Annotated in this window: 24 protein-coding genes; 19 read left to right on the forward strand and 5 right to left on the reverse strand. The window is 56.8% G+C overall.

Annotated features, from left to right (window positions below; all coding sequences use genetic code 11):
- Positions 1-55: 55 nt before the first annotated feature.
- From pepN to gatB, 5 genes are all read left to right on the forward strand, one after another.
- Positions 56-2641, forward strand: coding sequence for an aminopeptidase N (gene pepN / locus JXR15_RS06990; RefSeq protein ID WP_422052514.1), 2586 nt, complete (start codon positions 56-58; stop codon positions 2639-2641).
- Entirely contained in the window at positions 2641-3378 is a 738-nt protein-coding gene (locus JXR15_RS06995) for an SDR family oxidoreductase (protein ID WP_422052515.1), read from the forward strand. The genes pepN and JXR15_RS06995 overlap by 1 nt, the downstream gene beginning before the upstream one ends.
- A gap of 2 nt (positions 3379-3380) precedes the next feature.
- Complete coding sequence (locus JXR15_RS07000; protein WP_422052516.1) at positions 3381-3806, forward strand: hypothetical protein; 426 nt, start codon at positions 3381-3383, stop codon at positions 3804-3806.
- Between the two features lie 113 nt (positions 3807-3919).
- Complete coding sequence (locus tag JXR15_RS07005) at positions 3920-5233, forward strand: hypothetical protein (RefSeq protein WP_422052517.1); 1314 nt, start codon at positions 3920-3922, stop codon at positions 5231-5233.
- 75 nt (positions 5234-5308) lie between these two features.
- Positions 5309-6817 (forward strand): Asp-tRNA(Asn)/Glu-tRNA(Gln) amidotransferase subunit GatB, encoded by a 1509-nt coding sequence (gatB, locus tag JXR15_RS07010; protein ID WP_422052518.1) that lies wholly within the window; start codon positions 5309-5311, stop codon positions 6815-6817.
- A gap of 90 nt (positions 6818-6907) precedes the next feature.
- On the opposite strand, the gene JXR15_RS07015 is transcribed toward gatB, so the two are convergent.
- The gene (locus tag JXR15_RS07015) at positions 6908-9067 is read right to left on the reverse strand and encodes a S8 family peptidase (protein WP_422052519.1); all 2160 of its coding nucleotides are present in this window, start codon (positions 9065-9067) and stop codon (positions 6908-6910) included.
- 245 nt (positions 9068-9312) lie between these two features.
- Between JXR15_RS07015 and JXR15_RS07020 the strand changes: the two genes are divergently transcribed.
- The 3 genes from JXR15_RS07020 (at position 9313) to JXR15_RS07030 (ending at position 10988) form a co-directional block, all read left to right on the forward strand.
- The gene (locus JXR15_RS07020; protein ID WP_422052520.1) at positions 9313-9786 is read left to right on the forward strand and encodes a thioesterase family protein; all 474 of its coding nucleotides are present in this window, start codon (positions 9313-9315) and stop codon (positions 9784-9786) included.
- A 96-nt stretch (positions 9787-9882) separates the two neighbouring features.
- On the forward strand, positions 9883-10476 hold the full coding sequence (locus JXR15_RS07025; protein WP_422052521.1) for a class I SAM-dependent methyltransferase: 594 nt from the start codon (positions 9883-9885) through the stop codon (positions 10474-10476).
- A 32-nt stretch (positions 10477-10508) separates the two neighbouring features.
- On the forward strand, positions 10509-10988 hold the full coding sequence (locus tag JXR15_RS07030) for a DUF4177 domain-containing protein (protein WP_422052522.1): 480 nt from the start codon (positions 10509-10511) through the stop codon (positions 10986-10988).
- A gap of 6 nt (positions 10989-10994) precedes the next feature.
- Here JXR15_RS07030 and JXR15_RS07035 read toward each other — a convergent pair whose 3' ends face one another.
- A complete protein-coding gene (locus JXR15_RS07035; protein WP_422052523.1) occupies positions 10995-11255 on the reverse strand; it encodes a BolA family protein in 261 nt (86 codons plus the stop codon).
- A gap of 75 nt (positions 11256-11330) precedes the next feature.
- Between JXR15_RS07035 and JXR15_RS07040 the strand changes: the two genes are divergently transcribed.
- Both JXR15_RS07040 and JXR15_RS07045 read left to right on the forward strand, forming a co-directional pair.
- Entirely contained in the window at positions 11331-11954 is a 624-nt protein-coding gene (locus tag JXR15_RS07040; RefSeq protein WP_422052524.1) for a DnaJ domain-containing protein, read from the forward strand.
- 146 nt (positions 11955-12100) lie between these two features.
- Positions 12101-13642 carry an adenylate/guanylate cyclase domain-containing protein gene (locus tag JXR15_RS07045; protein ID WP_422052525.1) on the forward strand — a complete coding sequence of 514 codons (1542 nt, stop codon included), beginning with the start codon at positions 12101-12103 and terminating at the stop codon, positions 13640-13642.
- Here the strand turns inward: JXR15_RS07045 and JXR15_RS07050 are convergent.
- Together JXR15_RS07050 and JXR15_RS07055 are read right to left on the reverse strand one after the other, a co-directional pair.
- Entirely contained in the window at positions 13639-14034 is a 396-nt protein-coding gene (locus tag JXR15_RS07050; protein WP_422052526.1) for a hypothetical protein, read from the reverse strand. The two genes, JXR15_RS07045 and JXR15_RS07050, sit on opposite strands and share 4 nt — an antisense overlap.
- Positions 14031-14285: a hypothetical protein gene (locus tag JXR15_RS07055; protein ID WP_422052527.1), complete on the reverse strand. Its 255-nt coding sequence runs from the start codon at positions 14283-14285 to the stop codon at positions 14031-14033. The genes JXR15_RS07050 and JXR15_RS07055 overlap by 4 nt, the downstream gene beginning before the upstream one ends.
- Before the next feature lie 113 nt (positions 14286-14398).
- On the opposite strand from JXR15_RS07055, the gene JXR15_RS07060 reads away from it, so the two are divergent.
- Positions 14399-15415 (forward strand): AraC family transcriptional regulator ligand-binding domain-containing protein, encoded by a 1017-nt coding sequence (locus JXR15_RS07060; protein WP_422052528.1) that lies wholly within the window; start codon positions 14399-14401, stop codon positions 15413-15415.
- A 287-nt stretch (positions 15416-15702) separates the two neighbouring features.
- The gene (locus tag JXR15_RS07065; protein WP_422052529.1) at positions 15703-16410 is read left to right on the forward strand and encodes a response regulator transcription factor; all 708 of its coding nucleotides are present in this window, start codon (positions 15703-15705) and stop codon (positions 16408-16410) included.
- 99 nt (positions 16411-16509) lie between these two features.
- On the opposite strand, the gene msrB is transcribed toward JXR15_RS07065, so the two are convergent.
- Positions 16510-16980, reverse strand: a complete 471-nt coding sequence (gene msrB, locus JXR15_RS07070) for a peptide-methionine (R)-S-oxide reductase MsrB (RefSeq protein ID WP_422052530.1) — start codon at positions 16978-16980, stop codon at positions 16510-16512.
- Between the two features lie 196 nt (positions 16981-17176).
- On the opposite strand from msrB, the gene cobS reads away from it, so the two are divergent.
- The 7 genes from cobS to JXR15_RS07105 form a co-directional block, all read left to right on the forward strand.
- Positions 17177-18163, forward strand: coding sequence for a cobaltochelatase subunit CobS (cobS, locus tag JXR15_RS07075; RefSeq protein WP_422052531.1), 987 nt, complete (start codon positions 17177-17179; stop codon positions 18161-18163).
- Positions 18156-18653: a hypothetical protein gene (locus tag JXR15_RS07080; protein WP_422052532.1), complete on the forward strand. Its 498-nt coding sequence runs from the start codon at positions 18156-18158 to the stop codon at positions 18651-18653. Before cobS ends, JXR15_RS07080 begins: the two co-directional genes overlap by 8 nt.
- A 108-nt stretch (positions 18654-18761) precedes the next feature.
- Positions 18762-20636: a cobaltochelatase subunit CobT gene (gene cobT, locus JXR15_RS07085; protein ID WP_422052533.1), complete on the forward strand. Its 1875-nt coding sequence runs from the start codon at positions 18762-18764 to the stop codon at positions 20634-20636.
- Positions 20637-20786: 150 nt separating this feature from the next.
- Entirely contained in the window at positions 20787-22598 is a 1812-nt protein-coding gene (locus tag JXR15_RS07090; RefSeq protein WP_422052534.1) for an aminopeptidase P family protein, read from the forward strand.
- A gap of 54 nt (positions 22599-22652) precedes the next feature.
- Positions 22653-22994: a DUF427 domain-containing protein gene (locus JXR15_RS07095; RefSeq protein WP_422052535.1), complete on the forward strand. Its 342-nt coding sequence runs from the start codon at positions 22653-22655 to the stop codon at positions 22992-22994.
- A gap of 50 nt (positions 22995-23044) precedes the next feature.
- The gene (locus JXR15_RS07100) at positions 23045-23737 is read left to right on the forward strand and encodes an ABC transporter ATP-binding protein (RefSeq protein WP_422052536.1); all 693 of its coding nucleotides are present in this window, start codon (positions 23045-23047) and stop codon (positions 23735-23737) included.
- A partial coding sequence (locus JXR15_RS07105; protein WP_422052537.1) for an ABC transporter permease occupies positions 23734-24643 on the forward strand: 910 nt, incomplete at its 3' end. The genes JXR15_RS07100 and JXR15_RS07105, both read left to right, overlap by 4 nt.

Genomic DNA, 24643 nt, shown 5'->3' on the forward strand with positions numbered 1-24643 from the left:
CTTGCGAGTGCCGCCCTACAAGCTACACCAAGATGAGCAACCAATGGAGACCGTGATGAAAGACGCCGCGCCGCAAACGATCTATCTCAAAGATTACACCCCGTTTGGCTTCATCGTGGATGGCGTCGAGTTGACGTTTCGCCTTCATCCCACCAAAACACGGGTGCTCTCCAAAATCGCATTTCGGCCCAATCCTGAGGCGACTGACAAGCGGTTTTTCCTGCATGGTGAACAGCTTAAGCTGATCAACGCCAAGATTGACGGTACAGAGGTTACCCCCCACACCGTAGACGGCGGCATCGAAGTCGACGTGCCCAACGGCCCTTTCACCTGGGAAGCTGAGGTTGAAATCAACCCAGAGGCCAACACCGCACTCGAAGGCCTCTACATGTCCAACGGCATGTATTGCACCCAATGTGAGGCCGAAGGCTTCCGCAAAATCACCTATTATCCTGACCGTCCAGACGTGATGGCCACCTTCACCGTGCGCATCGAAGGCGACGTGGAAAACACACCAAAGCTACTATCTAACGGCAACGGCGACGAATACGGCACCAACCAAACCGTCACACCGGCCAGCAACTACGCGGTCTGGATCGACCCTTGGCCCAAGCCTGCCTATCTCTTTGCGCTTGTGGCCGGTGATCTGATCGCCCACGAAGACAGCTTCAAAACCACGTCCGGCAAAGACGTGCGTCTGTCGATCTACGTCCGCCCCGGGGATGAGCACAAATGTGCTTTCGGCATGGAAGCCCTTAAAAAGTCTATAAAATGGGACGAAGAGGTCTACGGTCGCGAGTATGACCTTGATGAGTTCAACATCGTCGCCGTGGATGATTTCAACATGGGCGCGATGGAGAACAAAGGGCTGAACATCTTCAACAGTTCCTGCGTGCTTGCCTCCCCGGAAACTGCAACAGACGGCAACTTTGAACGCATCGAAGCCATCATCGCGCATGAGTATTTCCACAACTGGACCGGCAACCGCATCACCTGCCGCGACTGGTTCCAGCTTTGCCTGAAAGAAGGCCTGACCGTCTTCCGCGACGCGCAGTTCACCGCCGATATGCGCTCTGAGCCGGTCAAACGGATTGACGACGTGCTCGCCCTGCGTGGCCGCCAGTTCCCCGAAGACCAAGGCCCGCTGTCGCACCCAGTGCGCCCCGAAAGCTTTCAGGAAATCAACAACTTCTACACCGCCACTGTGTATGAAAAAGGCGCCGAAGTTATTGGCATGCTGAAAACCCTGGTCGGAGATGACGCCTACTCTAGGGCGCTCGACCTCTATTTTGAGCGCCACGACGGTCAGGCCTGCACAATTGAGGACTGGATCAAAGTCTTTGAGGACAGCACTGCCCGTGACCTTACGCAGTTCAAACTCTGGTACTCCCAATCCGGCACGCCCGAAGTCACCGTGCGCGAAGAGTACGATGGCGACACCTTCACCCTGCACCTGAGCCAATCCAGCGTCTCAACGCCGGGTCAGGACACAAAGGCTCCACAAGTTATCCCGGTGGCTGTGGGTCTGCTCAATGACAATGGCGATGAAGTGCTGCCCACTGAGGTGCTGGAACTCACCAAAGCGGAACAGAGCTTCACCTTTAAGGGTCATGCCACCCGCCCTATCCCCTCGGTTTTACGCGGCTTTTCTGCCCCGGTGACGTTGACCCAAGACATCGACAACGCCCGCCGCGCCTTCTTGCTCGCGCATGACACCGATCCGTTCAACCGCTGGGAAGCGGGCCGCGATCTCGCACGCGACAGCCTGATTGCCACAATCGTGGATGGGACCGCTCCCAACCAAGACTATCTCTCTGGTCTGAAAACACTTTTGCGCGACGACAGCCTTGATCCGGCCTACCGCGCATTAATGGTGGGACAGCCTTCGCAGTCCGAATTGGCCGGCATTCTGCATAAACAGGGCCACACACCAGACCCGTCTACAATCCATGCAGCCACGGAATCCTTGCGCGATGCCAAGGCCAAGTTCTTTGCGGACCTGCTGCCCGACATCTACGCCTCTAATCAGGTCGCGGGTCCCTTCTCGCCAGATGCGGAGCCTGCCGGCAAGCGCAGCCTTGCAAATGCCGCGCTCTCCCTGTTGACCCGGCTGGACGGTGGTGAAGCTGCTGCGAAACAATACAAATCCGCCGACAACATGACGCTGCAACTCGCAGCCTTTGGTGCGCTTCTGGATGCGGACAAAGGGGACAATGCCGTCGCAGCCTTCTATGACCAATGGAAAGACGACCGGCTTGTGATCGACAAATGGTTTTCGATGCAGGTGATGTTTGCCAAACCAGAACAGCTCGCGACAACTGTCACCACGCTCACCCAACACACTGACTTTGATTGGAAAAACCCCAATCGCTTCCGTGCAGTTATGGGTGTCATGGCCGCACATCACGCGGGTTTCCACCACGAGCCGGGTGAGGCCTACGAGGTGCTGGCGGACTGGCTGATCAAGCTGGACCCTGTGAACCCACAGACCACCGCGCGTATGTGCAGCGCCTTCCAAACCTGGAAACGCTACGATGCCAAGCGGCAGGCGCTCTTGAAAGCACAGCTTGAGCGGATCGCCAGTCAAGATGGGTTGAGCCGCGACACCACCGAAATGGTGACCCGCATTCTGGAGGCATAATGTCCAAGGTTCTTCTGATCACCGGCGCCAGCGCAGGCATTGGCGCCGCCACCGCCAAACTGGCTGCCGAAGCGGGCTATGACCTCGCGTTAAACTACCGCAGCGACACCCAAGGTGCTGAAAGTATTGCAGAAACAGTGCGCTCATTTGGCGTCTGTGCAGAACTCTTTCAAGCTGACGTGGCGGATCCCGACCAAGTCGAAGCCATGTTCAAAGCCATCGACGCAAGCTTCGGCCGCGTGGACGCGCTCGCTAACAACGCTGGCATCGTGGACCAAGGCGCGCCTGTGACCGAGTTCACCCACACGCGGTTGAAACGTATGTTTGATGTCAATGTGATCGGCGCCATGCTTGTCGCCAAAGAGGCGGTGATCCGCATGCAAGCGCAAGGCGGCGGCGCCATTGTCAATGTAAGCTCCGTGGCCTCCCGCACCGGCTCCGCCAATGAATATGTCGATTACGCCGCCTCCAAAGCGGCCATTGACACTTTCACCAAGGGTCTGGCCGACGAGGTCGCCGCACAAGGCATTCGCGTCAACAGCCTCCGCCCCGGCATCACCGACACGGAGATCCACGCCAAAGGTGGCGCACCAGACCGTGCCAAACTTCTGGCACATAAGATTCCGATGCAACGCGCTGGCACTGCAGAAGAAATTGCCCGCGCCATTCTGTTTCTGCTGTCAGATGACGCCAGCTATATCACCGGTAGCACACTCGATGTCTCGGGAGGCCGATGACAATGGACACGCTTCAACACACTCATCACGGTCGTAATCCACGCAGTATTGTGATGTTGTGCCTGGTCAGCGCAGGTCTGCTCGGACTGCTTGCCATTGGCGTGCACTGGGCAATTGTCGTGGTGCTCTCTCTTATCGCCGTGCCTGCGTTTGTGGACGTGATCTTCAACCCGATTGCAAGTTTTGCGCTCGACGAAAACGGCATTCGTTGGAAAAACGTCACCCAAGAGGCGGAGCTTGGCTTCCATCAAATCAAGTCGGCCCATATTGCCACCCGTCTCGGGGTTGCCTTTCGCATCACTCTGATCATGTTTGACGATGCTAAGGTGCGGATTCCACAAGATGTTTTACCACCTCGCACCGATTTAGAGGCCGCACTTTCTCGGCACGACATCCCAATCAAGCGTGATCGCCTGCGCCTGATTTGAGTAAGGAATTTGACCATAATTGGGCAGACACTGTCCGTATGATTTCAACTTGGTGCCCTTTTTTGGCCTGAATACGCGCCCATAGTCCGACCTGTGAGAAGATCGGAGCTATAATGAAATTGTTTTCCAGAAATCAGGCCAAATCCCAAGGGCATCCGGCGGCACCTGCGCCGACTTTGCGCCGATTGGGACAAGCGTTTTCTGCGCCACGAAAGCCAGAAGCATCTGATCTTTCTGGAGAAGGGAACAACACGTTCCGCACTCTTTTGAGCCGTCTGGAAATACCAATCAACGCCTCCACGCCAGATCAAATCGAAAGCGAGAAGATTCGCGATCATGGACAATTCCTCGCCCGTCAGGAGCTCTGGGAAGAACTAGAAGAGCTGATCCGCACACACGACCAAAACCGCGCCACCACAGCGACGGGCACGCCGCTTGCGGAGCTCATGTTGTTTGGCGCACGATCGGACGTTGTGCGTGCCGCAGAGCATGCGTTGCTTCATGGCCGCCCTGCGGAAGGCGCGGATTTTTTCTCAGGAATTGAAGCCCTTGAAGTCTTGCTGGAAGACTACCCCAACAGCTATCCAATGGCCTTGGTGGTGGCCCATATGCACATTGACATCGGCTGGGCGTGGCGCGGCGCCGCCGCCAAAGACGATGTGCGAGATGTGAACCGGGATGCCTTTCAGGCACATTTTGATCGCGCGGCTGACATTTTGAACCGGTATTGCCCCAAGCAATACTTCTCTCCCGCCCTCTCCGCAGCGCGATGTGCGCTTTTGCCGGGATCTGCCCAACCTCTCAACACGTTGTGTACGGAGTTTGAATCGCTGATCCAATTGGATCCCCTCAACCCACGCCATATGCGGGCTTTGGGCAACTATCTCCTCCCTCGCTGGTACGGTGATTTTGCCCACCTTGACTTGCAGGCCCGTCGCATTGCCGCGCAAACCTACGATATTTGGGGAGCAGGCGCTTATGCATGGGTTTGGTTTGACGCCTTGTTGGTTGATCCAAATGGCTTGGAGATGATGGAGGTTGACTACTTCATCGACGGTGTCACGGATGCCCTGCAACGCAGCGGGGATCAACATTCCGCAAACCTTATGGCGGCTCACCTGTATCGCAGCTGGCAACATGCCCGGTCGCAATACGGCGCGGACGGCCTGCGCGAAGACCTGCCTCCGGCGTTACGCGCGGGGTTTGACATGGTCGTACGCGAGCATTTGCGCGAAATTCACCCGCTGATTTGGGGCCATGCGGAGATTGGGTTTGAAAACACGTCGCGTGTGATTTCCAAAGAACGCCTGTCTGCCAAGGGCCGCGATGTGGCGTTGCAAGCTGTTGCCATGCCGTTTATGGCCGGGCTGCAAGCTGGACAGACTGTGCATTTTTCGCCCGACGGCATCACCCAAATCAACCCATAAGTCACCCGCCCTCTTGCTCCTTTTATCTGGCTGGCCTAGAACGCAGATCAGCCAGATATTCAAGGAGCGTGAGCGATGCTCGACCTGACATATGAGACCCCAAAGCCCAAAGTAATCGCGGGCGCCAAACATGACTGGGAATTGGTCATTGGTATGGAGGTGCATGCTCAGGTCTCTTCCAATGCCAAGCTGTTCTCCGGTGCCTCCACCCAATTTGGCGCGGAGCCAAACTCCAATGTGGCCTTCGTGGACAGCGCAATGCCGGGCATGTTGCCAGTCATCAACGAGTATTGTGTGGAGCAAGCGGTGCGTACTGGCCTGGGCCTGAAAGCCGAGATCCACCTGAAGTCCGCCTTTGACCGCAAGAACTACTTCTATCCGGATCTGCCGCAGGGCTACCAAATCTCCCAGCTGTACGAACCGATTGTAGGCGAAGGGGAAATTCTGGTCGACATGGGCCCAGGTGTGGCGCGTTTGGTGCGCATTGAGCGCATTCACCTAGAGCAGGACGCCGGCAAATCTGTGCACGACATGGACCCAAATATGTCCTTTGTGGACCTGAACCGGACCGGTGTGGCGCTGATGGAAATTGTCAGCCGCCCCGACATTCGTGGTCCTGAAGAAGCTGCCGCTTACGTAACCAAGATGCGTCAGATCCTGCGCTACTTGGGCACTTGTGATGGCAACATGCAGAACGGCAACCTACGCGCGGATGTGAACGTGTCGATCTGCCGTCCGGGCCAGTATGAGAAGTATATGGAAACACAGGACTTCTCCCACCTCGGCACCCGTTGCGAAATCAAGAACATGAACTCCATGCGCTTCATTCAGGCGGCGATTGACTACGAAGCCAAGCGTCAGATCGCTATTGTCGAAGCTGGCGGCACGGTCGATCAGGAAACACGGTTGTATGATGCGGACAAAAACGAGACCCGCTCCATGCGCTCCAAAGAAGAAGCGCATGACTACCGGTATTTCCCTTGCCCTGACCTGCTCCCACTGGAGATTGAACAAGGCTGGGTAGACGATATCGCCAAAGGTTTGCCGGAGCTGCCGGACGAGAAAAAAGCCCGCTTTATCAATGACTACGGCGTGACCGAATATGACGCTTCCGTGCTGACTGCCGAGGTGGATCTAGCCACCTACTTTGAAGCCTCCGTAGGCAAAGGTGACGGCAAGAAAACCGCCAACTGGGTGATCAACGAAGTGCTGGGCCGCGCCAACAAAGCGGAAAAAGCACCTCAGGACCTGGTTGCCCCAGAGGCAAACGCGGCCATTCTGGCGATGGTGGCGTCTGATGAGATCAGCACCAAAATTGCCAAGGAAGTGCTTGAGATTCATATCGAAACCAAGGACGATCCGGCCAAAATCGTAGAAGAAAAGGGCCTCAAGCAGGTGACTGACACCGGTGCGATTGAAGCCGCGCTGGACGAGATCATTGCGGCCAACCCAGCCCAGGTTGAGAAGGCCAAGCAGAACCCGAAACTGGCGGGTTGGTTTGTCGGTCAGGTGATGAAAGCGACCGGCGGCAAAGCCAATCCGAAGGCCGTTAACCAATTGGTGGCGCAGAAGCTGAACGGCTAAAAGCCACGTCGGTATTGCGTCTGTATCGTGACTGTAACGCGTCGGTGTCAAAACCGGCGCGTTACGCATTTTTGGCGTTAACGAACTGGCTTAAAACCGTGTCCGCAGGCCAAACATCACGGCCGTCTCACGTGCGCCTGGGATATGGCCGCGGTTGACAGCATGTGCCAGAGACAGCCCCAGATTGGTGCGGCGAGTGAGCGGACGCTCATAGCTTAGTGTCAGGCGCATTTCCCGATCCGAAGGGGCCAGATCAATGGGCACGTTCTGGTGCGTGACAGCCCCTGCATCATTCACCACCGGCAACGCCACGGAAGTTGTGCCAGAGGACACCGCAGCCGGCATCGACAGCGACAGGCTCAGCCGGTCATTGTGCGAGAACGCATGTTGATGGGCGTAGGTCACAGCACCGCCATTGAGCAAAACATCAGCAGATTGCCCCAGGCTGGAGGCCTCCTGCCCCAAGGCATAACCAAGCGCAAATCTGATCTGAGCATTGTCAGACACATCCGCGGACAACGCCATATCCATCGACATAAGGGACGTGTCGGTGCCTCCGTTCCAATCGGACAGCAGGTTCATTGTGTCCTCGCCAAGACCGCCGCCAATCTGCAAGCTGGCGCCACCAAGATCGAATGTCCGGCGTAGGCCGAGGCCAAAGCGATCGGAGCCACCACTACGAGACCGGTAAATTGAGAGATCATATTCGCTGTCCAGAAGCTGCATCGGCAGCCCTGTGCGCGCACCAAAGAAAGACGACGACCCAAACTCCGGTACGCGGTATTGGTCAAAGTTGATTGCATCATGTGCGGCAAACATTGGCGCCGCTTGACGGTGCGCCACCATCTGGGAGGCATCAATCATAAAGGAGGCAGACAGGGAGTCTTTGCCAACCACATTCACGTTGCGCAAAGAGCGCGCCACGGCATCGCCGCTAGCTGCACCAACCACCGCAAGTGGCTCGTCGGTGTTAACCGCTGTGCCGTTGCGCGTGGTGACCGTGGTTTGCCCTATCGGCAGCAAAGCAGCGGCCACATCCAGAAAGCCATGTCCCCATTCTTCGCTGTAGGCGTGCTCAAAACCGGGAACCAATTCTACGGTGCCTGCCTCTCTGAAACCAGAAAACTCATTGTCAGCGGAGGCCAAAAGCCGAATGCGCAATTCCTGATGGGTCATATCTGGGAAGGCTTCGGCCAGCAGCGCCAAGGCACCGGAAACCGTTGGCGCCGCATAAGACGTGCCCGTGCCAAAGGAATAACTGCTGTTGGAATTTGCAGTGGCGCCTGTCCAACTGCCGTTTGCGGAAATGCACCAAGCGGCGGCCTCACCGCAGCCCGCAGACACACGCTCCGCCGACACAACATCATCGCCACGCAATGTCGGCACGCCATTTACAACCGCAAGCCAGCTGTTCTCCAACGTAGGCTCCAAAACCGGCAAACCGGCCATCAAACCCACATTGGACTCGTTGTAATCATTGGACACTGAAAAAACGACAATCCCGTCATCCGCATAATTGCGCAGCGCATCGAGATAGTCGCGCCCCGAGGAGGAGCCAAAGATAAAATTGTAGTCTGAGCGGGTCGCGGTCATGCCCGAATACCCCCAGGAGTTATTGAGCGCCACAGCCCCCGCGCGGGCTGCTGCGTTGGCGGTTTCTGCAAGCTGGGAATAGGTATTGAAACTGCCAAAAATGGCATCAGCATTTGGCGCAACGCCAATCATATCGTCAGAAATGCCCGTTGCGATGGAGGCCACAAAAGTTCCGTGATCGTCTTGCGACATGCCGGACCCAGTGGTGATGCTTTTGCCGGAAAAGGCCTCATGCCCTGTGCGAAACCCGCTGTCGGAAAAGGCAATAATCTGCCCTTCACCTGTCAAGCCAGCGGCATGGGCATAATGAATGCCCGAATGTTCAATGGGATTGCCTTCCAGCCTTGTGTCCGTGTTGGAATCAAAGCGCCGGTTGTTGTTGCGATCAACAAACTGATCTCCTGCAGCGGCCTGCACCTGGTACCGCACATCGCCACTGAGAAGGCGATTGGCCTGGCTGCGGACGCTGTCCAGGCTGCTGAGGAACGACGCCAGTAAAATCTGACTGTCGGTTTGCGGCAGAGATGACCCCTCTGAGCCGCCTCCGGTATCTTTCACCGCCGGGGTATCCTCGCCACCGCAACCTGCCAGAACGCTGGTCACCAAAATAATTGCTGTCGAAAGACGTTTGTCTCGCCACTCCATCGTGCCACTCATCGTTGCCCACACACAGGGAAACGGTAGGTGGCGAAGCTTAAGCATTGCCTGAATAAGGCCTGCAAAAGCGCTTAGACTTTTGTGAAATACCCCTCCGATTTTGCTTAAAAATAAGGGCTTCCCACCATAGAAGCGCTGCGAAACACAGCCTCACTCCTTTGTGCCCCTACGTTACACCTTCAGCCAAAGGTTGATCCGCGCCAGAGCGAGCGCCATACAGGTTTAGCAGCAATAGGAGGATTGCCATGACCGCCCCATTTGTCTCCAAACCGATGGCCGTCGAAGAACAATGGCTCGACTTTAATGGGCACTTGAATATGGCGTATTACAACGTGCTGTTTGATCGTGGCGTGGACCAGCTCGGCGCGTTTTTGGGCTTTGGTCCCGCCTATCGAGAGCGCACCGGCAACACAACGTTCTCCGCAGAATTTCACTTGTGCTACTTGCGGGAACTGCACCTGGGAGATGAGGTCACCGCAAGCTTTCAACTGCTCGACTACGACGCCAAAAGCTTTCATTTCTATCAGGAACTGATTCACCCTGATGGCTGGATCTCGGCCACCGGTGAAGGTGTTGGGTTGCATATTGACCAAAACGGGCCCCGCGTTGCTCCAATGCCAGAAGAGATACTTGCCAAATTCGCTGAGCTGTCGGACGCCCATAGCGGCCTCCCCCGCCCCGAAAGAGTCGGACGGATCATGGGGCTTCGCCGCAAATGAGACGCGATGCAGAGGTGACACGTTTAATCGGCAAGCGCGTCACAGGCAGCCAATTTACTGGACCTCCTTGTCGTCACGTGAAACGGTAGCCGCCAAATGGTAGACGTGATCGACATCATACAAGAGCGCAAGGAATTGCCGCAGTTTCTGGAACGCGATGGGCTCATTGGAATTGAGCTTGGGGTGGCCGGAGGCTGGTACTCTAAGAGGTTGATGGAAGGTGGGCTTTTCAAAGAGCTCTACGGGGTCGACATTTATGGCGATAAACACGACACCAAGGAATACATCAAAGCGCTAAAGAACATCGGCATGGGGCAGAATTACTGGCTGTTGCGGATGACTTTTAAGGAGGCATTGAATGCCTTTCCGGATGAGTTTTTCGACTATGTCTATGTTGACGGCTACGCCCACACCGGTGAAGAGCGCGGAAAAACCATGTTTGACTGGCTCAAAAAAGTGAAGGTGGGAGGCATGATTGCCGGACACGACTATCATGAAAAATGGCCATTGGTGCAGATTTGCGTGGACGCCTTGGGCGACGAGCTTGGCCAGCCGGTGATGCGCACCCAACTGTCCAAAAACCGCGACCCGCAAGACAAGTTCCCAAGTTGGGCTATGTTCAAGGAAAGTGCAGAGGTGCCGGAATATCCGGACCGCCTGCGCAAATTGCCAAAGAGATTGCGCGGCTAACCGCCGCCAAACAATGAATACCGGATTTTTCAATGACTTATGAATACAAAGTGGTCCCCGCCCCGACACGTGGACAAAAGGCCAAAGGCATCAAAGGGCCAGAAGGCCGCTTTGCAAATGCGCTTGAGATCGAGATGAACCGTCTGGGTGCCGAAGGCTGGGAATACCTGCGCGCCGACACGTTGCCACATGAGGAACGCAGCGGCTTGACCGGGTCGAACACCAGCTACCGTTCGGTATTGGTGTTCCGTAGGGCAAAGGCGGGGGATGTGGCGGCGTTTCAACCGGAAACGCTGGAAGCCCCAAAGGTGGCAGAACTGCCTGCACCGGACGACAGCCCTGCAGAGCCAGAGCCTCAAGCGGAGACAGCTGCCACTGAGGACACGCTAGTGCTTGCCGAAAACGACAAGACCGGCGCATCTGCGGAAAAGGACCCGGACGAGGCCGACTCGGTGGATGATGTGAACGTGGCGCTAAAAAAGCGCGTCGAGACTCTGGAACAGTCCAAGTAATCCCGCTTAGGCCGCGTCTATGTCCAGTGCCAAGGCGTGGATTCTCCCCACCAAATCCGCCCCCAAAGCAGCATGCACAGCCCGGTGACGGGCCAAGCGGTTTTGCCCCGCAAAGGCAGCGGCACGGATGCGGACGTTGAAATGGCTCTCGCCACCAGCCGGGGCTCCCGCATGTCCTGCGTGACTTGCGCTGTCGTCCACAACTTGCAGGTCAACCGGCGAAAAGGCGGTGGACAATTTGTCGTGAATTTCCTGTGCGACGCTCATAATTTTTATCTCCAGCCTCTTCAATCTGACGCCGGTTAGGGTAAACTCTCCGCTCCGAGTCGAATAGGTGCGCGAATGACAAAATCAGATCCTTTTGGTTTCGACATGTCGATTAAATCGGCAAAGAAGAAAAACCCGCGAGGGCGTCGTGGCATGTCAGGGGCGTCAGAGACGTCACAACGCGTTTGCGAGCATCCGGGATGCGAAGAGCCGGGGGCATACCGCGCCCCACGTGCGCCCGATGTACTCGATGAATTCAAGTGGTTCTGCAAAGAACACATCCGCGAGTACAATCTGAAATGGAACTTCTTTGACGGCAAAACCGAAGCGGAGCTGAACGCGCAAAACTCCAAAGACAAGGTCTGGGAGCGCGAGACCAAGAAGTTTACCGACCCTGAGGCCCGTGCTTGGGCCCGCTTGGGCATCGAGAACCCGCATCAAGTGCTCGGCGGCAATGCCACGCAGAACCCCGGCAAAGGCGGCGGTGCGGGCAAACGTCTGCCGCCCACGGAACGCCGCGCTATGGAGATTCTGGAAGCCAAAGACAGCTGGACCAAGGCTGAAATTCGCAAGGCTTACAAAAAGCTCATCAAGGTTTTGCACCCCGATATGAACGGTGGCGACCGCAGCCAAGAAGACCAGCTGCAGGAAGTCATGTGGGCGTGGGATCAAATCAAAGAGAGCCGCAACTTTAAATAACTGTAGCGCAACGCAATGTGTGAGGCGTGACCGAAGGGTCGCGCCTTTTTTGTTTGCGACGGAAAAATGCTTGAAATCCGTTTGTACTGTAACAACGCTTAAGTATCACTGAAGTGTGAATGCGCGAGCACAGCGGGGAAACGGCGATGCATCGACTGATTGAATATCTGACAGCACACCCAAAACGACTTTATACTGTTGTGGCCGGTGCGGTCCTCTTGCTGCCTGTAGCCCTTTGGCTCGATCTCAACAGCTTGTCCCACCACAACCTGCATCGCCAAGCGACAAGTTTGAATAAGCTGATGGATGATGTGCGCTCTTATTATGCGGAGAACGTGGTCGCCCGTGTCCAGGCCGCGCCCAATACGCCCCAAGCCCGCCACGACTACCATGACATCGAAGGCGCCTTTCCGATCCCGGCCACGGCTGCCATCGAATTGTCCGCCCGGTTTTCAGAGATCCTGCCTGGGGTCGATTACCACTTTGTGTCCGACCACCCGTTTGTCGGCCGCCCGCAACGCCATATGACGGAGTTTGAAACCCGAGCGCTTCAGGCCTTTCGCGACCCGGCAAATGAACGCGACCGGATAATTGCAGAAGAAGGTGGTTTGCTCGACCACCGGATGACCTTGGCGGCCCCAGTCTACATGCAAGACGCCTGTGTCGCGTGTCACAACAGCCACCCCGAAAGCTCCAAGACCGATTGGAAAGTTGGAGACGTGCGCGGCCTTCAGGTGGTGCATGTGCGACAGCCGCTGACTCTGGACTTGGCGTCCTTCAAATTCCTGCTCAGTTACCTGCTGATTGCCGGGACCTTTGGCATTGCCTTTGCCAAACACCAGCTGCGGTTGGCTGAAAAATTTGCCGCAGCCAACGACGAGCTGACGGAAAACAACTCCTTCCTCGCGGATGTATCGCTCAAAATTTCAAAATACCTCGAGCCACAGGTGTATCGGTCAATTTTTGAAGGCGAACGGGATGTGGCGATCAGCACCGAGCGCAAAAAGCTCACGGTGTTTTTTAGCGACATCAAAGATTTCACCGCCACAACGGAACGCATGCAACCGGAAGAACTGACTGCGTTGCTCAACGAATATTTCACCGAGATGGGCGCCATTGCGCAAAAACACGGCGCGACCATCGACAAGTTCATTGGCGACGCGATTGTCGCCTTCATTGGAGACCCCACCACCAACGGCGTCACCGAAGACGCGCGCGCCTGTGTGCGCATGGCGCTCGACATGCAGGCACGCTTGGACGAGCTGGAGGTGCAATGGCGCGCCAAGGGCATCGAGCATCCGTTCCGCGCTCGCATGGGCATCAACACCGGGTATTGTAATGTGGGAAATTTTGGCAGCGACACCCGCATGGACTACACCATCATTGGAGCTGAAGCGAACCTTGCTGCAAGGCTGGAAGGCATCGCGGAACCCGGCGGCATTGTTATGAGCTATGAAACCTATGCGCATGCCCGCGATCTGGTGAAAGCAGAGGCGTTGGAGCCGCAACACTTCAAAGGCATTTCCAGAGAAATCATCCCCTATCGTGTGCTACGCCACGGCGCAAATCGTCGCCCAGCCACGGCACGCGAGGAAGGCGAAAACCTGGTTGTTGATATGCAGGGCATGGATGCGGACAGCCGCACCAAAATCGCCGCCGCTGTCCGCGCAGCGCTCGACAAAGCTTAAGCGGCGTTGGGCACCCGATCCGGCAAAAGCGGCACCCGCCGCGCCAATTCGGATGTGAGACACGCCTGACTGTAGCGGATTTTCAGAAAGCCACCGGCCAACAGGTCCGCATTTTGCGCCAAGAATTCTTCTGCTGTCTCTACCGGGGACACATGCATGGCTTCTGCAATGGCACACATATAAGCCTGTGTAATCGTGGCGTGGAATTTCTCTGGTACACCCGCCGAAATGGTCAACCGCTTCAGCCCATCCGCAATGCGCTTGGACGCGGTAAAGAAATCATCCTCACGCAGGGCCTCGAATGCCACCGCAACATGGGTTTGGTGGTCAAAATCTGCCGGATTCAACGTCCCGCTGTCGATCGCGAGCAATGTCTGACGATATGGTCTCATGTGTCTGATCCTTCTTCGGACAGTTTGTGCGAGTCCTCAGCCGACAGGTTGAGATCATAAACCTCTCGCAACATCGCAGCCTTCTGCAGTGTTTGCTGAGAAAACGGGGCTTTGCCATCAAGTGCATGCAGCATCACCCCCTCTACCAACTCGGCTGTGGACATATCCAAGTGCTCCGCCAGGCCTTTCATGACTTTGAGGAGCCGCTTCTCCAGCCGTAGCCCGGTTTGCACACGTTCTATTTTCTTCACGGCACGAATCCTACCTTGGTACCAAGGTACACAAACCTAGTGAATTCTTGGCTTCTGGTCAAGCTTCCAGCCACGGTCTTGATTTTGAGCGACAAATGCGGTGATGTGTGCGCATGATGCAAAATTCCGCCAAACATGTTGCGGCCATGGGGCGCGATTTTTCCGAGTACATCATTGGACTCGGCTTTCCCGAGAGAGAGGTGCTCAAAGGAACCGGCATCACCCTCGCTGAACTCCAGGACAGCGAAAGTCTGGTCCCCCTCGCCGGACTGGCGCGGATTGTCGAAAACGGCCTTGCCTTGACACAGGATGACCTGATTGCGGTGCGCTGGGGACAAACGCGGCGGTTTGCAAAACTCGGGCTGATTGGCTACCTCGGGCGGTCTTCCAAGGATATCCGGTGCATTGTCACAAACCTCGCGCGTTACGGTCAGGTGTTCTCCGAGGCGATGGAAAGTGACATTTCCGAGCTGGATGATCAGGGAATTTTCAAATGGCGGCTGGACATTCCGGCTACGGTGGAAACCGGGCGATTTGTTGAGGCCCAGGTGAGCCAGTTTCTTAGCGGTACTAACCGGTTGTTGCCGCGCACGGTATTGCCCAAGCACATCACCTTTTGCCACCGTCGCAAACACAATGCGGCCGAGCTTGAGAAGCTTTTGGGGTGCCCGGTCACTTTTGGGGCGCAATGGAACAGCCTGCAATACCGCACCGCTGATCTGGACGTGCCGCTGAGCACGTCAGACGAAGGGCTCCACAAGGTTCTGCAAGCGCATGCTGATCTGGTCCTGGCGCAACGCCCCAAGAACCGGTCCAACATCGAACTGGTGGTTGAAAAAGCCATCTCAGATCGTATGGCCTCTGGGCAAACGTCGGTTTCCGTAGTTGCCAGAGATCTGGGCATGAGCGCGCGCACCTTGGCGCGCCGCTTGGGAGATGCCAACACCACCTACCAGACCGTGTTGTCGAATTTCCGCCGAGCAATGGCAGACCGCTACCTGAAGAACAGCGATATGAGCCAGAGCGAGATTGCCTTTCTGCTAGGCTATTCTGACGTGAGTTCCTTTGCCTCCGCCTTCAAACGCTGGACCGGTCAATCGCCGGGCGAGCGTCGGCAATCGCTGACCTGAGCGGACTTTGTCAAAACGGCCACGATTGGCGTGGTTTGACAAAACAGTGGCAACTTTGCCCAAAGCAAGCGCCTGAACCCTCCCCATCTGTGTGATGAATGAAGAGACAAGACACTCTCTTCGAGTTTTCACATCAGATCTCAAAAGGGAGGTGCCATGTTTTTCAGTGCTTTAGTACTTAGCGCCCTGGTTGCGCTGGTATGGATAAACCAGCTTGGGCAGCCACAACTTGTGGCAATCACACGACATGACTCGGCAGCGCGTGGCGGTCAGATCGGGGGGCGGCCATGTCCAAAATCCTTCTAATCGAACCGGACCGTCACCACATGATGGCGATGCAGGAAGTGCTGCTGCACGACGGGCACGACAGCCTGTGCCACGTTGCGCCTGACACCGCGCTGAGCGACTTGGCCCGGCAGGCACCGGACCTGGTGGTCATGGAGCTGCGACAACGCTCTATGGATGCTCTCAATGTGATTGAGCGGATCACCAACACCTTTGGCATCCCGGTTGTCGTGACCAGCACGACCGCCAGCGCCACCGAAGAGGCAATGCTGCTGCGCCTAGGGGCCGACGACTATCTGGCCAAACCGTTCTCGATGCGCGTGTTTGGCGCCCGCGTGGCAGCAGCCTTGCGCAGCGCCGCACCAAATCACCGTGACGCGGATGACCTAACGGTGATTCAGCGCGGAGCGTTGCGACTGGATCGGCTCCGTCACGAGGCCCGCTGGGACGGCACAGAGGTTGCACTGACCGCGACCGAGTTCAACGTGCTATGGATCGTCGCGCAACGCCCCGGGCAAGTGCTCAGCCGGGCCAATATTTTGGACCTTGCCTATGGCGGTGACGTGTTTGTCACCGATCGCAGCATCGACAGCCAGATAAAACGCATCCGGCGTAAGATCCGCGAAGTTGCGCCCGACTTTATGGCGATCGAGACCCTTTATGGGCTTGGATATCGCTTCTCAGATTCCCCGGAGGCCGTGGCCGCTTAAGTGGTCGGTTCTTTTCCCATGATCCACCTCCGGAGAAGCGAGGCCGGGTTGCGCCGTCACCGTACTTAATGCCCCACCTCGGCAGCGGCGCACCCGGCCTCATTTTGGCTTAAACACCAACGAAACGCCATTCAGACAGTGGCGTTTCCCTGTGGGTCTCGGGCCATCATCAAAGATGTGTCCCAGATGAGACCCACATCTGCGACAGTGGCATTCGGTGCGGACCCGAAGCAATTTGCGGTCCGGCTTGGTTCCAATCGCTTTGGGGAGCGACTTGTAGAAGCTGGGCCATCCGGTGCCGCTGTCGTACTTATGTTTGGAGCTGTAGAGCTTCAGGTCACACCCACGGCAATGGTAAGTGCCTTTCCCATAGTTTTTATCGAGCGGCGACGACCCAGCCCGCTCCGTGCCCTCATCGCGCATGACTTTGTATTGCACGGGTGTGAGCATGGCACGCCACTCCGCCTCAGTCCGGGTGACCTCAAACTCCTTGGCCAGAGATGTGCGCGGCAAAACCATAGCTGCGAGGGTTGCCGCGCCTGCGGCGGATAAGAAATGGCGACGTTGCATAATCCATCCTCCTTTGGTCGTAAAATTGCGTACCAGCGATCGGTTTAGCAACTAACGACTTAGCACATGGCTGTGAGTTTCGTGACAACACCACGTAATTTGCAGAGTTTCACTTGTGATCCCGCAGGATTTGATGCACCAAAGGCCGATAGATTTGGGCCGCTCTAAAAGGGCTGCCGGGAGAAGGACAGAGGACATGGCGGACGGCATGATGGACACCAACACAAAGCCCACCGAAGACATTGATCTGCGCGAAGTGTTCGGCATCGACAGCGACATGAAAATCAAGGGTTTTGCAGAGCGCACCGACCGCGTTCCTGAAATCGACCCAACCTATAAATTTGACCCTGAAACCACGCTGGCGATCTTGGCCGGTTTTGGCCACAACCGCCGTGTGATGATTCAGGGCTACCACGGCACCGGTAAATCGACCCACATTGAGCAGGTTGCCGCCCGTCTGAACTGGCCTTGTGTGCGTGTGAACCTCGACAGCCACATCAGCAGGATCGACCTGATTGGTAAAGATGCCATCAAACTGCGCGACGGCAAGCAGGTCACCGAATTCCACGAAGGCATCCTGCCTTGGGCGCTGCGCAACAACACAGCGATTGTATTTGACGAATATGACGCCGGTCGTGCCGACGTGATGTTTGTGATCCAGCGTGTTCTGGAACATGACGGCAAACTGACACTTCTCGACCAGAACGAAGTGATCACGCCAAACCCCTACTTCCGTCTGTTTGCCACAGCAAACACCGTGGGTCTGGGTGACACCACCGGGCTGTATCACGGCACACAACAGATCAACCAAGCCCAGATGGACCGCTGGTCTCTGGTCTCCACGCTGAACTACCTCAGCCACGACGCCGAGGCCGCGATCATCCTGTCCAAAGCGCCGCACTACAACACCGCCGAAGGTCGCAAGATCATCAACCAGATGGTGACCGTGGCTGACCTGACCCGGACCGCGTTTATGAACGGTGACCTGTCCACCGTGATGAGTCCACGGACCGTGATCAACTGGGCAGCAAACGCGGAAATCTTCCGCGATGTTGGCTACGCTTTCCGCCTGAGCTTCCTGAACAAATGTGACGAGCTGGAACGCCAGACCGTGGCCGAATTCTATCAGCGCTGCTTTGATGAAGAGCTGCCGGAAAGTGCGGCAAGCGTGAGCCTTGGATAAGCTTCTGAGGGTGGCCGCATTGGCCACCCTTGTCCCTGTCTCCGGTAATGCCGAACCGATGCCAGATTTTCCAGATCACGCTTCGGCACAACGCATCACGCGCCATTGTTTATCCGTAGAGTATGCCTCGGCACTGGCTGGAGCTTTGGGTGCCAAGCTCGCCAACTCATCACTAGAGCCAGGTGAATCAAAATACAGTTCTCAGGTGAACTTGAAACAACCGTCAGATTGGGTTCTGCGCACAGTTGGAGGCGTAAAAGAAGCTGAAGCAGCCTTCAAAACTGCAATTGAATGGGAACCCAATTGGCGGAGTCACGGCGAGACTTACTGGGCAGCGCTATTGACTGACCACACACCATACAATGTACGTGAAGGGCAAATTTTGTTGGACCAGACTTTTGCTTGCATGGCCCATTTCGTCTCAATGGCAGATCAGCAAGGTAGCCCCCCGTTCACCAATCAAATAAAGAAGGTTCCATTTCCTGACTAAGATCCGAGATGAGCCGTCTTTATGTCCATCTTCAATGTGCTCGCGTGGAACGCGTTTCCACCATTTCGAACCTTGCACTGCACCACTTCACCGTGATTAATCTCTGCTATGAAAAAACCAACCGACAACCCAGCTGATCCGTTCAAAAAGGCCCTGGCCGAGGCCACAAAAGTCATGGCCGACGATCCCGAACTATCGGTGTCCTACACGGTCGACCCCTCTGGTATGTCCGGGGACAGCATCCGCCTGCCGCAAATCAGCCGTCGCATGTCCCGCGACGAAGTGCTTCTGGCCCGTGGCACAGCCGATGCGCTTGCCTTGCAGCGCAAGTACCATGATGACGCCACGCACATACGGTATGCGCCGGGTCAGGGCATCGCCCGCGATCTCTATGAAGCCATGGAAACCGCGCGCTGCGAAGGCATGGGCGCGCGCGACATGCCTGGCACTGCCACCAACATCGACATGAAAATCAGCCAGGAAGCCAACGGGCGTGGCTATGGTGATATGACCTCCACGGAACAGGCGCCTCTGCCTGTGGCTGCGGGCTATTTGATACGTCATCTCGCCACCGGGCGCGACCTGCCCCCGGCTGCGGCCAATGTGATGAACCTGTGGCGCGGCTATATCGAGCAAAGCGCCGGTGACCACCTTAACAACCTGCAAGACCTGCTGTCTGATCAACAGGCTTTCGCAAAATTCGCTCGCCAGATCATCGAAGATCTTGGGTATGGCGACCAGCTGGGTGATGATCCCGACGATATCGAGGATCAGGAAGACGACGCTGAAGAACAGGCCGAAGAGCAGGAGGATCCGGATAGCCAAGGCCAAGACGACAGCGACGAGGAAGACACCGAAGCCAGCCCTGAGCAATCTCAGGAAGAGCAACAGGACATGTCTGAGGCGCAGGTCACCATGGATGACATGGCTGAGGATGAGATGTCGGATGAGGCTGAGATGCCCGATGGCGATGCGCCACTGGATCCGCCGCCTGCACCGCCGATTTCGGACGCGGACCCGGATTACGTCGCCTTTGACACCACCCATGACGAAGAAATTGCCGCGGAAGAACTGGCCGAGCCGGTCGAGTTGGAGCGCCTGCGTGCCTATCTCGACCAACAGCTGGAACCGCTCAAAGGCGCGGTAAGCCGTCTGGCAAACCGCCTGCAACGCCGTCTTCAGGCACAGCAGAACCGCAGCTGGGAGTTCGACCTCGAAGAAGGCACATTGGACGCCGGTCGTCTGGCGCGGGTTGTGGCTAACCCCACCACCCCACTCAGCTTCAAAATGGAGCACGACACCGAGTTCCGCGACACCGTGGTGACGCTGTTGCTTGATAACTCTGGCTCCATGCGGGGCCGCCCTATTTCCATCGCCGCCATCTGTGCTGACGTTTTGGCCCGCACGCTGGAGCGCTGCAATGTGAAAGTCGAGATCCTCGGCTTCACAACCCGCGCGTGGAAAGGTGGGTTGGCCCGCGAAAAATGGCTGAACGACGGTCGCCCACAACAGCCAGGCCGCCTGAATGATCTGCGTCACATCGTCTACAAACAAGCGGACGCTCCTTGGCGGCGTGTCCGGCCCAACTTGGGTCTGATGATGAAAGAGGGCTTGCTGAAGGAAAACATCGACGGTGAGGCGCTGGAATGGGCGCACCGCCGCATGATGGCCCGCCCTGAACAGCGCAAAATTCTGATGGTGATTTCCGACGGCGCGCCGGTGGATGACAGCACCCTGTCGGTGAACCCGGCCAACTATCTGGAAAAACACCTGCGCGACGTGATCGCCATGGTGGAAAAACGCAAGATGGTGGAGCTGCTGGCGATTGGGATTGGCCACGACGTAACCCGCTATTATGACCGCGCGGTGACCATCACCGATGTGGAACAGTTGGCCGGTGCCATGACCGAGCAATTGGCCGCCCTATTTGACAACGATCCACGTGCCCGTGCGCGTGTCATGGGGATGCGCAAGGTCAGCTAAGACCTGCATTCTCAGTCTGTAAATATCCCGGGGGTGAGCGTCTGCGAGGGGGCTGGCCCCCTTTCTGCTTGCGCCACAGGCAAGACACTTGTCAATGGCGGCTCTCTGGGTATCACTGAACGCCCATTCACTTGCTGCGAGGACCACCTCATGTTTCAGGATTTTGCTGTCACCGCCCGCCCGGAACAGGGGCCGAGCCGCTTGCAAGCGCTACGCGAGACGTTGGCCACAGAAGGTCTGGACGGTTTTTTGGTGCCGCGTGCCGACGCGCATCAAGGCGAATACGTCGCCCCGCGCGATGACCGTTTGGCATGGCTCACCGGCTTTACTGGATCGGCAGGGTTTTGTGTGGTGCTCAACGACATCGCTGGGGTGTTTGTTGATGGCCGCTACCGCACACAGGTGCAACAGCAGGTGGCGGATGTGTTCACCCCCGTGGATTGGCCCGAAGAGTTACCAGGGCCGTGGATTGTGGAGCACCTTGGCGCAGGCAAGGTGGGGTTTGACCCATGGCTCTACACCGTGGGCCAGATGGAGGCGCTGCTCAACGCCGCTGACGGAAAAGACATCACCTTTGTGCCAGTGCCCAATATGGTTGATGCCATTTGGGAAGACCAACCTGCGCCACCAATGGCCCCGGTCAAAGGCCACCCCACGTCTGTCGCAGGAGAATCCCATCACGACAAACGCGCACGTCTGGCGGCGGACCTGAACGCCCATGGCGAAAGCGCCGCTGTGATCACCCTGCCCGACAGCATTGCCTGGCTTTTGAACATTCGCGGTGCCGACATCCCTCGTAACCCGCTGGCCCATGGTTTTGCCGTGCTCAACTCCGACGCTTCCGTGGACCTTTTCATGGCAGCAGAGAAACTTTCAGATGTCACGGACCACCTTGGTGACGCGGTGCGCGTACATACTCCAGAGAGCTTTATTCCGCACCTTGCCCAACGGAGCGGCACTGTGCGGCTCGACAAAGGCAGCGCCCCTATCGCTGTTCAATCCGCACTAATGCAAAGCGGTGCCGATATCAGCTTCGGCCAAGATCCCTGTGTCATGCCCAAGGCCCGCAAAAACTCGGCTGAGATTGCCGGCATGGCTGAGGCGCACTTGCGTGACGGTGCAGCCGTGGTGAATTTCCTCAGCTGGTTTGATACACAAGACAAAACCGCACTGACAGAAATTGACGTGGTGACAAAGCTGGAAGAATACCGCCGGGCCACCAATGCGCTGTTGGAAATCAGCTTTGACACCATCGCAGGTGCTGGCCCTAATGGGGCCATCATGCATTACCGCGTGACTGACGAGACCAACCGTCCGCTGCAAAACGGCGACCTGATGGTGCTGGACAGCGGCGGACAATACGCCGATGGCACCACCGATATCACCCGCACATTGCCAATTGGTGAGGTGAGCGAGGACGCCAAAATTGCCTTCACCCGCGTGCTGCAAGGCATGATCGCCATCTCACGCATGCGCTTCCCTAAAGGGGTTGCTGGTAGCCACATTGAGGCCATTGGTCGCCTGCCTTTGTGGATGGCCGGTCAAGACTTTGATCACGGGTTGGGCCATGGCGTGGGCGCTTACCTCTGCGTGCACGAAGGTCCCCAACGCCTGAGCCGGGTGAGCGACACACCGTTGGAAGTAGGCATGATTCTGTCTAATGAACCCGGGTATTATCGCCCCGGCGCCTTTGGCATCCGCATCGAAAACCTGATTGTGGTCGAGGAAGCCCCCGCCCTGTCCGGCGGTGATGACCACCGCGAGATGCTGCAATTCTGCAATCTCACGTATGCGCCAATTGACCGGACTATGGTAGTGACAGCCCTCTTGAGCGAAGCCGAGCTGGACTGGTTAAACGCCTATCACGCGACGTGCCGTCAGGTTTTGTCACCACGACTCGCAGCAGAGCAGCAGATGTGGTTGGATGCCGCCTGCGCCACGCTGACAAATTCCGCTGGATAAACAAGATATGTTATACTATAACCGCACCTGGTGCGAAACCGAAAGGGACCACACATGACAAACATCACAATCCGCAAAGCAGAAGGCAATTGGGTTGTCCGTGCAGGTGGTGCCATCCTAGGTGAAAGCAACAACGCGTTGGAGTTGAACGAAGGCGATCTGAAGCCGGTGATCTATTTTCCACGTGATGACATCGCCATGGCGTTTTTGGACCCAAGCGAAAAAACCACGCATTGTCCGTACAAGGGCGACGCAAACCATTTCTCGATCGTGACCAAAAGCCAAACCATTGCCAATGCGGCATGGAGCTATGAGGCGCCGGTTGAAGCCGCCGAACGTATCAAAGACCACCTCGCATTTTATACCAGCGATCTGGTGGCGGTTGAACGCGTTTAGACCCCCAATCCGGCGTGCTGGAAACGGCGCGCCTTCCCCAAAACGAGCTTATGTCCCAAATACATATTTCCAATTTGTCCCATAGCTGGCCCGGTAGCGACGCACCGGTTTTGCAAAACCTCTCTTTAAACATCGATACCGGCGAACGCGTGATGCTACGCGGCCCCAGCGGATCAGGTAAATCGACTCTGCTCTCCGCAATCTCGGGGGTGATTGACATCCCCAGTGGCGCGGTGACGATTGCAGGACAAGACATCGGAACGCTGCCCGCCAGCAAGAAGGACAGCTTTCGGGCGGACCATTTGGGGCTTATTTTTCAAGTATTTAACCTTGTGCCTTGGCTGAGTGCTTTGGACAATGTCCTGCTCCCGTGCCGGTTCTCCAAACGCCGACGCCAGCGTGTGAACGGCGCCATTGACACCGAAGCCCGCCGACTGATGTCAGCACTCGAACTAGACCCAAACACTCTGGGGGCCTCCAAAGCAAGCAACCTCAGCGTTGGGCAACAGCAACGTGTGGCCGCGGCCCGAGCGTTGATCGGTGCGCCCGAAGTCATACTCGCGGATGAACCAACCTCAGCGTTGGATCCCGACACCAAAGACTCTTTCATGCAGCTGCTAAGTCAGCAGGCGCAGAAAAGTGGCGCTGCCTTGCTGATGGCCAGCCATGACACCGGTCTGGATCAACACTTCGATCGTATGGTCGAGATTTCAAGTCTGACGGATTCGGAGGAAAACCAATGACATTGGTAGCACAAAGCCTTTGGAACCGCCGGTTTGTGGCCTCCCTGACAGTCTTGGCAATTGCCTTAAGCGTGGCCCTGATCCTCAGCGTCGAGCGCCTGCGCGACTCCGCACGCACGTCTTTTGCAAACTCCGCGTCAGGGATCGATCTGATCGTCGCCCCTCGAGGCAACGACGTGCAAATCCTGCTGGCCACGCTATTTGGTGTTGGCTCCACGGGTACAGGCATGTCCGGTGACGTGGCCGACGTGGTTGCAGAGATGCCCGGAGTGGCCTGGACCGTGCCGCTGATGCAGGGCGACAACCACAAAGGATTCCCCGTTGTTGGCACGTCTCAGGACTATTTTGAGCACTTCAAGCACAGCCGTGGTGAACCTTTGGTGTTTGCTGAAGGTGCCAAGTTTGCGGATGCGTCCTCTGCTGTCATTGGCGCGGAAGTCGCAGAGCGGCTTGACTACGGCATTGGCACAGAGATCGTGAATGCCCACGGTTCTGGCACGGTTGCACTGGAAGTCCATGACGAAGCGCCGTTTGAGATTACCGGCATATTGAAGCGCACCAATACGGCAGTTGATCGCATGGTATTTGTGTCTCTGGAGGGTTTTGAAGCCATTCATGCGGAGGAAGAAACGCATAGTGCCGACCCTCTGGCTTCGCATGCTCTGGAAGAGCAGCTCCAGAGCAACGCCGATCACACGCATGATGACCACAGCGATCACGAAACACATGGTGATCATGACGAACACGAAGCGCATGGCGACCACGGCGCGCACGAAGCGCATGGCGACCACGGCGAGCACGAAGCGCATGACGACCACGACGCACACGAAGCGCATGGCGACCATGACGAACACGAAGCGCATGGCGACCATGACGAACACGAAGCGCATGGCGACCATGACGAAC

The organism is Shimia sp. (genome assembly GCF_049116215.1).
Taxonomy (GTDB): domain Bacteria; phylum Pseudomonadota; class Alphaproteobacteria; order Rhodobacterales; family Rhodobacteraceae; genus Shimia.

What these genes read in the sequence shown, in the direction of transcription:
- JXR15_RS07030 (WP_422052522.1), top strand. Translation starts at nt 10,509, where the DNA reads ATGACTTATGAATACAAAGTGGTCCCCGCCCCGACACGTGGACAAAAG.
- msrB (WP_422052530.1), bottom strand. Translation starts at nt 16,980, where the DNA reads ATGCAACGTCGCCATTTCTTATCCGCCGCAGGCGCGGCAACCCTCGCA.
- JXR15_RS07025 (WP_422052521.1), top strand. Translation starts at nt 9,883, where the DNA reads ATGGTAGACGTGATCGACATCATACAAGAGCGCAAGGAATTGCCGCAG.
- JXR15_RS07035 (WP_422052523.1), bottom strand. Translation starts at nt 11,255, where the DNA reads ATGAGCGTCGCACAGGAAATTCACGACAAATTGTCCACCGCCTTTTCG.
- JXR15_RS07100 (WP_422052536.1), top strand. Translation starts at nt 23,045, where the DNA reads ATGTCCCAAATACATATTTCCAATTTGTCCCATAGCTGGCCCGGTAGC.
- pepN (WP_422052514.1), top strand. Translation starts at nt 56, where the DNA reads ATGAAAGACGCCGCGCCGCAAACGATCTATCTCAAAGATTACACCCCG.
- JXR15_RS07040 (WP_422052524.1), top strand. Translation starts at nt 11,331, where the DNA reads ATGACAAAATCAGATCCTTTTGGTTTCGACATGTCGATTAAATCGGCA.
- JXR15_RS06995 (WP_422052515.1), top strand. Translation starts at nt 2,641, where the DNA reads ATGTCCAAGGTTCTTCTGATCACCGGCGCCAGCGCAGGCATTGGCGCC.
- JXR15_RS07015 (WP_422052519.1), bottom strand. Translation starts at nt 9,067, where the DNA reads ATGAGTGGCACGATGGAGTGGCGAGACAAACGTCTTTCGACAGCAATT.
- JXR15_RS07045 (WP_422052525.1), top strand. Translation starts at nt 12,101, where the DNA reads ATGCATCGACTGATTGAATATCTGACAGCACACCCAAAACGACTTTAT.
- JXR15_RS07020 (WP_422052520.1), top strand. Translation starts at nt 9,313, where the DNA reads ATGACCGCCCCATTTGTCTCCAAACCGATGGCCGTCGAAGAACAATGG.
- gatB (WP_422052518.1), top strand. Translation starts at nt 5,309, where the DNA reads ATGCTCGACCTGACATATGAGACCCCAAAGCCCAAAGTAATCGCGGGC.
- JXR15_RS07005 (WP_422052517.1), top strand. Translation starts at nt 3,920, where the DNA reads ATGAAATTGTTTTCCAGAAATCAGGCCAAATCCCAAGGGCATCCGGCG.
- JXR15_RS07050 (WP_422052526.1), bottom strand. Translation starts at nt 14,034, where the DNA reads ATGAGACCATATCGTCAGACATTGCTCGCGATCGACAGCGGGACGTTG.
- JXR15_RS07060 (WP_422052528.1), top strand. Translation starts at nt 14,399, where the DNA reads ATGATGCAAAATTCCGCCAAACATGTTGCGGCCATGGGGCGCGATTTT.
- cobT (WP_422052533.1), top strand. Translation starts at nt 18,762, where the DNA reads ATGAAAAAACCAACCGACAACCCAGCTGATCCGTTCAAAAAGGCCCTG.
- JXR15_RS07065 (WP_422052529.1), top strand. Translation starts at nt 15,703, where the DNA reads ATGTCCAAAATCCTTCTAATCGAACCGGACCGTCACCACATGATGGCG.
- JXR15_RS07000 (WP_422052516.1), top strand. Translation starts at nt 3,381, where the DNA reads ATGGACACGCTTCAACACACTCATCACGGTCGTAATCCACGCAGTATT.
- JXR15_RS07090 (WP_422052534.1), top strand. Translation starts at nt 20,787, where the DNA reads ATGTTTCAGGATTTTGCTGTCACCGCCCGCCCGGAACAGGGGCCGAGC.
- JXR15_RS07095 (WP_422052535.1), top strand. Translation starts at nt 22,653, where the DNA reads ATGACAAACATCACAATCCGCAAAGCAGAAGGCAATTGGGTTGTCCGT.
- cobS (WP_422052531.1), top strand. Translation starts at nt 17,177, where the DNA reads ATGGCGGACGGCATGATGGACACCAACACAAAGCCCACCGAAGACATT.